This window comes from Pseudomaricurvus alcaniphilus, assembly GCF_011440395.1.
Lineage (GTDB): Bacteria > Pseudomonadota > Gammaproteobacteria > Pseudomonadales > Cellvibrionaceae > Pseudomaricurvus > Pseudomaricurvus alcaniphilus.
The window spans coordinates 1-7,081 of the sequence record NZ_JAAOIX010000021.1 but is presented as its reverse complement, the minus strand read 5'-3'; the positions used below and the strand labels follow the sequence as shown (position 1 = coordinate 7,081).

General features: G+C 47.8%; 6 protein-coding genes. All 6 read left to right on the top strand.

What is annotated here, in order from left to right:
- Positions 1-453: 453 nt before the first annotated feature.
- Positions 454-1,485 (top strand): fumarylacetoacetate hydrolase family protein, encoded by a 1,032-nt coding sequence (locus G8764_RS22010; protein WP_207952046.1) that lies wholly within the window; start codon positions 454-456, stop codon positions 1,483-1,485.
- Positions 1,486-1,562: 77 nt separating this feature from the next.
- Positions 1,563-2,483: a VOC family protein gene (locus G8764_RS22005; RefSeq protein WP_166168478.1), complete on the top strand. Its 921-nt coding sequence runs from the start codon at positions 1,563-1,565 to the stop codon at positions 2,481-2,483.
- 31 nt (positions 2,484-2,514) lie between these two features.
- A complete protein-coding gene (locus G8764_RS22380) occupies positions 2,515-2,670 on the top strand; it encodes a Rieske (2Fe-2S) protein (RefSeq protein WP_207952045.1) in 156 nt (51 codons plus the stop codon).
- Positions 2,671-2,673: 3 nt separating this feature from the next.
- Positions 2,674-3,591 carry an aromatic ring-hydroxylating dioxygenase subunit alpha gene (locus G8764_RS22000; RefSeq protein WP_279538494.1) on the top strand — a complete coding sequence of 306 codons (918 nt, stop codon included), beginning with the start codon at positions 2,674-2,676 and terminating at the stop codon, positions 3,589-3,591.
- 173 nt (positions 3,592-3,764) lie between these two features.
- A complete protein-coding gene (locus tag G8764_RS21995; RefSeq protein ID WP_166168476.1) occupies positions 3,765-6,215 on the top strand; it encodes a TonB-dependent receptor in 2,451 nt (816 codons plus the stop codon).
- A gap of 285 nt (positions 6,216-6,500) precedes the next feature.
- Positions 6,501-7,070, top strand: a complete 570-nt coding sequence (locus G8764_RS21990) for a TonB-dependent receptor plug domain-containing protein (RefSeq protein WP_166168473.1) — start codon at positions 6,501-6,503, stop codon at positions 7,068-7,070.
- Positions 7,071-7,081 lie beyond the last annotated feature (11 nt).

Genomic DNA, 7,081 nt, shown 5'->3' with positions numbered 1-7,081 from the left:
GGCTACCGCCGGCAAATATGTTTTTGGATACGGGCTCTACGCCGGTTGATGGCGCGGATAAAACCGATGCGGCGCTGCCGATGGCGCATTTGTTAACGCCAGAAAGTGCGACCAGCACACACGCGGATTCAAATCCGAGTTATTAAAATTTAGTGGGCCACTTCAATTGGCACCTTCGAAGCCGGTAGTATGGATTAAGATACGCATCGTATCAATTCTATTGATGCAACGAGAAGAATAATCAATTTGAGTGATTGGCTGTTGGCGGTAACAATCAAAACAACAGTAGAACTTGGCTGACAAACAAGCTTGAACTACAGGTTTTTCGCATCGAGAGATAAGCTTTTATGAGCTTAATCTCTGGAGGCTCTCCGTTGATTTGATGTATGCGCGGTGTTGCTTGCCTGAAGTCGATCAGATGGGTAAACAAATTGAGATAGAGGGTAGTTACAAATGGAGTTCGAAAGAAAAACCGGTCTTCTGACTGGTACCTTTGCACTGGCTAAGCTGCAAGACTGTGATCACCGTTTTCATGCGTTGGTGCGGGCCAATGGTGAAGTTATTGATATTTCCACAGAGTTTCCTACTTCGCAGGTAATTTATGGCGACTGGGAAAAGAACTTTGCGCGTCTGTGTGAGATTGAAAAGCAAGGTCAGATTTTGGAACATGAAGTTGGGCATTTCCACTTTTTGCCGCCTGTAGATTTCCCGCAAATATACGGTGCTGGCTCTAACTATCGTCAGCACGCGGCAGAGATGTACACCTACAATGAGGGTGAGTATCAGAAAGACCGTAAATCCGGCGAAAGCGATGAAGACTTCTATAAGCGTAATCTGGAATTTGTTGAGCAGAAGCGGGCTAAAGGTATGCCGTTTATCTGGTTGGCAACACACGGTTCCATGGTTGGTGTTGAAGACAATATTGAGTTGCCGGCAGTTGGGGAATCCCATGACTGGGAAGCAGAGTTGTGTGCCGTAATAGCCGGTAATAGTCCACGTTACATGACACCAGCCGAAGCGGGTGACTATGTAGCGGGTTATACCATTATCAACGATATGCATACATGTGAACTTTTTAGTCGCAGTGATATTAAGTGGAATGCAGACTGGATTGCCAAGCACTCACCGAGTTTCAAGGCGACCGGACCGTATGTGGTACCGCGTCAATTCTTTAAAACGATTGAAAGCCCTCAAATTCGCCTTTGGGTAAATGGCGAGGTTAAGCAGGATTGGCCTTCCAATGACATGATTTTCAGTGAAGACGAATATACCGCTTACGCTTCTGAACGGTTTAAGCTGCTGCCCGGCGATTTACTGATGACGGGCTCTCCTCCGGGCAACGGTGCGTTTCACGGTCAGTTTTTAAAGCCAGGCGATACCCTTGAAATTGAAATTACCGGCTTAGGAAAGCAGCGAAATGCAATTGTGAAAGAAGAGCTCGGTGATAGAAAGCCACACTTTGGGCTTTCTCCTTTCGAACATTAATTGCGTCAAGTTGTATTGTTGCGAGGCTCTATAAAGAGTCTCGCGTTTAGGTGTTAAGACTACATGTAGGTGAAAATATGAAGCATGAAAACAATAACGGTTCTATAGCAGAGCATCTGTGGAAGGGCGATATTTCCGGTATCGACCATACCATCGTCAAGGTAAATAACGTTGAGGCGTCCCTGCCTTGGTACCAGCGGGTATTTGGATTGGTTGAGGTGGCGAGGGGCCAGGGTAGAGTTTATCTGGCAAGTCCTGTGACCAGCAAAATTGTTCTGGGGCTGACTGAGGGCGGCACTGGAATCGACTATATCGCCTACGCTGTGTATAACACCGGCTCACTTGATCGAATCGCGGAGCGTTTAAATGCCGCATCTATACCTTTTGCCCGTGGCAGCAGTGAGTCTCGCCCTGGTGCTATTGACGCGATTCGTGTGACAGTCCCAACCGGGCATACTTTTGAGTTGCTGGCAGCCGAGCCACATGAAAATGTTTTGCATGTAGAGTACCGCCCCTGTGCGATGGATGTACGTACCAGCCACATGCAGGTGCGTAGTGAAAACATTGAAGAAATGTCACAGTTTATGCAGCACGTAGGTTTTTATGTGAGTGCCTACGCATTGCACCCTGACGGTAGCGGCGATCATCTGCTGCAATTTATGCGCGTTAACGATCGTCATCATCAGTTGGCGATTCTGGGTGGCGCGGCTGGTATACATCACGTGGCAATCGAGCTGAATGCCGACGATTTCTGGAAGTTCTGTGACCATTTGGCGGCTATCCGCACGCCAGCGGAATATGGCCCGGGTCGTCATAATGAAGGCGATATGCTGTTTATCTATGTGCGTGATCCCGATGGGAATCGGTTTGAAATCACGGGCCCAATGTGCGTTGTCAGTCATGATTACGGCCCAACTGAATTGAACGACGAGCCTTGGTTCCATATGAATCACTGGGGCCCGCAACCGCCAGAGAGCTGGTATAAAGAGTGGAATTAATTTAAGAATAATTTGATCTGGAGTAGCTGTAATGTATCCATTTGAAGCAGACAAAATTTCGCCAAAAAACCGCTGGTACATTGCTGCTTATTCCAGTGAAATCAGCATGAAGCCGTTTGAGCGCAGTTTTTTCAATATTTCGGTAGCTCTTTATCGAACGGAGGCGGGTAAAGTTGTTGCTATGTAGGGCTTGTGCCCCCATCGCTACTACCCTTTGGCAAAAGGCGAGGTGAGAGGCGATGCCATTGTGTGTGGCTACCATGGTTTTCAGTTTGATGCTAAAGGGAAATGTGTTTGCATTCCTTCGCAAAAGGGTGGCGCTAATTTTGAGCAGCCCACTTACCTGTTGGTTGAAAAGGGCTATCTGACTTGGATTTGGATGGGTGATCCGGAAAAGGCGGATCCGAACTTGATTCCTCCTTATGAAAGTTTTGGATTGGATCAACCCGGCTGGGCAGTTTCCGGTGGCGATTATTTTCATTTGAAAGCGCGGGCTCAGCTGCTTATCGACAATATTATGGATTTGACCCATTTGCCGCATATCCATCATCACGTACCGGGAGGTGATACGTTTTTAAGTGGTAAACGAAAAGTGGTGGAGACCGATTTCTCGCTGCGTCAATTGCATGTTATGACCGATCAACCCTGGAGTGATTTTTTCAATTTTCTTTGGGGGCAGGAGTCGGCCACTAGCAATACGGTGACGATCAACTCAATGACCGATTTTTACGGGCCTGAATTGGTAAGAATCAGTGGCCCATGGCTAACTGATAGAGGCGTTGAAGTCGAAGATTCTTTTTCTGAAACAACCCATGGCAAAGTCAATTTTATCCACGGAATGACACTTGAGACGGATAACTCTACTCATTATTTTGGTATGCAGACGCTCAACTTTCGCCTTGACGACGAAGCGTTTGGCCGGGCATTGGGTGACGTTGATGTGACAATACGTCTGCAGGATGTTGATGCCATTGAAGCTGTTAAAAATGGGGGGATTACCCGGGTAGATTGGGCTTCCGGCAGGCAGAAAGAACTTGTTGCGGTGGCAGATCGTATGGCCTCGCGCGTGCGTCAGAAAATCAAAAGCATGCTTGAATTGGAGTCTTAAGCTTCTGCTGTGTTTAAGCTATTGTAGCGTGTTGACATATATAGAAACGAAACGTATGGTATATAAAGTTGGTAGCTGCAGTATTAGTAATAACTCTGCAGTTGTTGATCAGTCGGAAGTCCCGACTAAAAAGCTAGAGCAGCAATTATAAATACAATAGAGGGCGTAAAATTATGAAGGTTAAGAAGTCTAATTCCACGATTTTAACCGCAGCAATCCTTATGGGGGCAGGTGCCGGCACGTCGGCTACCGCTTGGGCTGAGTCTTTCACACTTGAAGAGGTTGTCGTAACGGCGCGCCGTCAGGCTGAATCCTTGCAGGATGCGGGTATCGCGATTGATGCGGTAACTGGAACAAATCTCGAGAACAAAGGTATCACCAATGCTAACGAGCTGGCCAAGATTGTACCGGCGCTTAGCCTGACCAATGGCGGTTCCAATATCACTTCTATCTATATGCGCGGTGTTGGTAATAACACTGTGCAAAGCTTTACTGACCCCAGTGTTATTCCAAACTACGATGGTGTTTCCATGGGGAGAGGCAGTGGCGTATTAGGCGCTGCCTTCTACGATTTGGAGCGTGTCGAGGTTCTTAAAGGGCCGCAAGGTATCCTCTATGGCCGTAACTCAACGGGAGGCAACATCAATGTGATTCCGGCCAAACCCGTGCTGGGTGAAACCTCTGGCGCGCTGAGTCTAGGCGCGGGCAACCTGAGTAATCGTGAGTTTAGTGGTCATGTCAATCTAGGCTTGTCAGATACCAGTGCAGCGCGCTTCGCAGCGACGCGTCATACACATGACGGTATCTACAACGATGGCACGGGAGATAAAGATTTACTGGGATTGCGGGCGCAATTTTTAGTTGAGCCATCTGACGCGCTGTCTATTCGCGTTGGCGCTGACTACACCGATGTTGGTGGTAAGGGGTCCGGCGGCACGCTGCTCGGTATTACGTCTGCGGCAACTCCTGTCGATTTAGTGAATACCGAATGGATGTTCACGCCAACAGGCTTGTCGGAAGACGAAGGCTTAAACAGCGCTGCGTCAAACGCTGCGCGCGTAGCTGCAGGCGGCTTTGTCAATCAGCGTGAGCAGGAAGCCAACTCCGAATACTGGGGTGTTAATGCGGAAATTAATTTTGAAACCAGCATTGGTACGTTGACCTTTGTTCCTGCGCATCGCTCGGCGAAAGACCATTCATTTTTTTACGGCCCTGCGCAAAACGTTGGCAATATTAACGAAGAAATCACACAAACGAGTTTTGAGTTGAGATTGGCAGGCGAGGTTGGGATCTTTGATTATGTTGTTGGCGGTATTTATTTTGAAGAAGACGTGAGTACCAATAATGCCTATGCTCAGGAATCTGTGTTGCCGCATGTGTTCTATGAGTTTGATAACGAAAGCCGTGCGGTGTTCGGTCAGCTAACGGCCAAGGTCTCTGATAATCTGCGCTTAATCGGCGGTATTCGTTATACGGAAGATGATAAGGCTATTGATGGTGGCACCCAGGTGTTTGTGGCCGGCGGACTCGTCAATATTCCGTTGCCGACAGGGCCCATTGGTCTTGATTCAGACGCGACACTGGATTATCTGATTGATCAGGGAATTATTAACAGCCGCGCGACGGTCCTGTTTCCAGGTGGCCCGTTGACAGGGCAGGACGTTAACGTTGAGGCGTTTAATCAACCTACCCAGTTTATCCCGCTGGCCAATGGCTTTGGCAACATCTTCTATGTCTCAACTGCGACACAGGAAAGTGTTAGTTTCAATGATGTGACCTGGCGAGCCGCGGTGGAGTACGACCTGGCAGAAGAAAGCATGCTGTACGCCTCGATCGAGGAAGGTTATCGCGCGGGTGGTACACAATTGGTGAGTGGTTACGAGATATTCCAGCCGGAATATATTACTGCCTATACCCTGGGTTCAAAGAACCGCTTTATGGATAACCGCGTGCAGCTGAATATCGAAGCATTTCTTTGGCAGTATGAAGATCAACAAGTGCAGTACGACAATATTGATGCCGCAACGGGAGAAAGCGTATTCGGCATTATCAATGTGGGTGACGCGGATATCAAAGGCGTGGATATTGATTTGATTGCGAGAGTTGCCGCCAATACAACGGTGGGTGCCAAAGTACAATATCTGGATGCTACCTATTCGTCAGCGGTTTACCGTACAGCCTATCCGAATAACGATTATGGGTGTCCAGCTACGGATACTGGTCTGGTCGTTACCGGTGGCAGCAATGCGGGAAATCCCATTGTTAATATGGACTGCTCTGGCAAGTCGCTGATGTTTTCGCCGGAGTGGACATTCAACCTGGATGTTGAGCAGGTGTTTCCAATGGATAATGGTTATGAATTGGTTGCCAATGTCGATGCGGCATACCGTGATGACCAGCTTGGTGCAGAAAACCAGACTGAATTTGCACAAATTCCTTCTTATTGGACCGTTGATGCAAGGTTGTCACTGAATCAAACTGAAAAAAATTGGTCATTGAGTGCTTATGTGCGGAATATTGGGGATACGCGTCGTAATTTGTTTCCACAAACTAACGCACCTTATGCGGTTGGACACTGGAACGACCCTCGTACCTATGGGCTTAAATTCAGCATGCAGTTCTAAGTTTCAAGCGAGTTTGATTCGGCCTGTTTAGGCGTTTTTGGGGTGTTACTCACTTGTTGGGGGCGCCCCGTGTTTCATTATACCGAGTAGTAATTATCCCTTCTAAAGTGCTGCTGTTACTTATCAGTCGCTGTCAGAATCACTAATTTTGGTGGCGTTTAGCTTCTGCGGCACAATTGCCTGTTGACATCATCTATCCCTTATATGAGTATTGATACGAAACGTATAGTTTTATATTTGTGTGCGTTGCTGATCATGAATAACAAGTGTTGAAAAGGCGTTAAGATGAAAAAAAGTACTATAGCTACCAGTGTGTTGGTGATATCCAGTGGGGTTATCGCCTCAGCGGCAGTTCACGCAGACTCAGAAAATAAGTTTGTGCTTGAAGAAGTGGTGGTGACAGCGCAAAAGCGAGCTGAAAGTCTGCAAGATGCGGCGCTAGCGGTTAGTGCTGTATCAGGACAGGGCTTGGAGGATGCTGGTGTCACCGATGTAACGAGTTTGGGTAGCATTGTGCCATCGTTACAAATCAGCAACGCCTACGGTCCAAGTAATAATTTTTACCTGCGCGGCGTAGGTAACTTCGTGACTAATGCACTGACTGATGGCGCCATTGCGTTCAATGTAGACGGCGTGAACTATGCGCGTCCAACTTCTGCACAAGGAGTGTTCTTTGATCTTGACCGCATTGAAGTACTTAAAGGGCCGCAGGGCACCTTGTACGGCAAAAATGCCACCGGCGGTGTGAATGTGGCGAAAGACAGTCACTGGCAGATTGGTATAATCGTTGTAAAGTCAGACCGTCATTTAAGGCGGCCATTGCTGATTTCTTTCCGGAAGACAAGAAAAATATGATGCGTAAATCG

What these genes read in the sequence shown, in the direction of transcription:
- G8764_RS22010 (WP_207952046.1), top strand. Translation starts at nt 454, where the DNA reads ATGGAGTTCGAAAGAAAAACCGGTCTTCTGACTGGTACCTTTGCACTG.
- G8764_RS22005 (WP_166168478.1), top strand. Translation starts at nt 1,563, where the DNA reads ATGAAGCATGAAAACAATAACGGTTCTATAGCAGAGCATCTGTGGAAG.
- G8764_RS22380 (WP_207952045.1), top strand. Translation starts at nt 2,515, where the DNA reads ATGTATCCATTTGAAGCAGACAAAATTTCGCCAAAAAACCGCTGGTAC.
- G8764_RS21995 (WP_166168476.1), top strand. Translation starts at nt 3,765, where the DNA reads ATGAAGGTTAAGAAGTCTAATTCCACGATTTTAACCGCAGCAATCCTT.
- G8764_RS21990 (WP_166168473.1), top strand. Translation starts at nt 6,501, where the DNA reads ATGAAAAAAAGTACTATAGCTACCAGTGTGTTGGTGATATCCAGTGGG.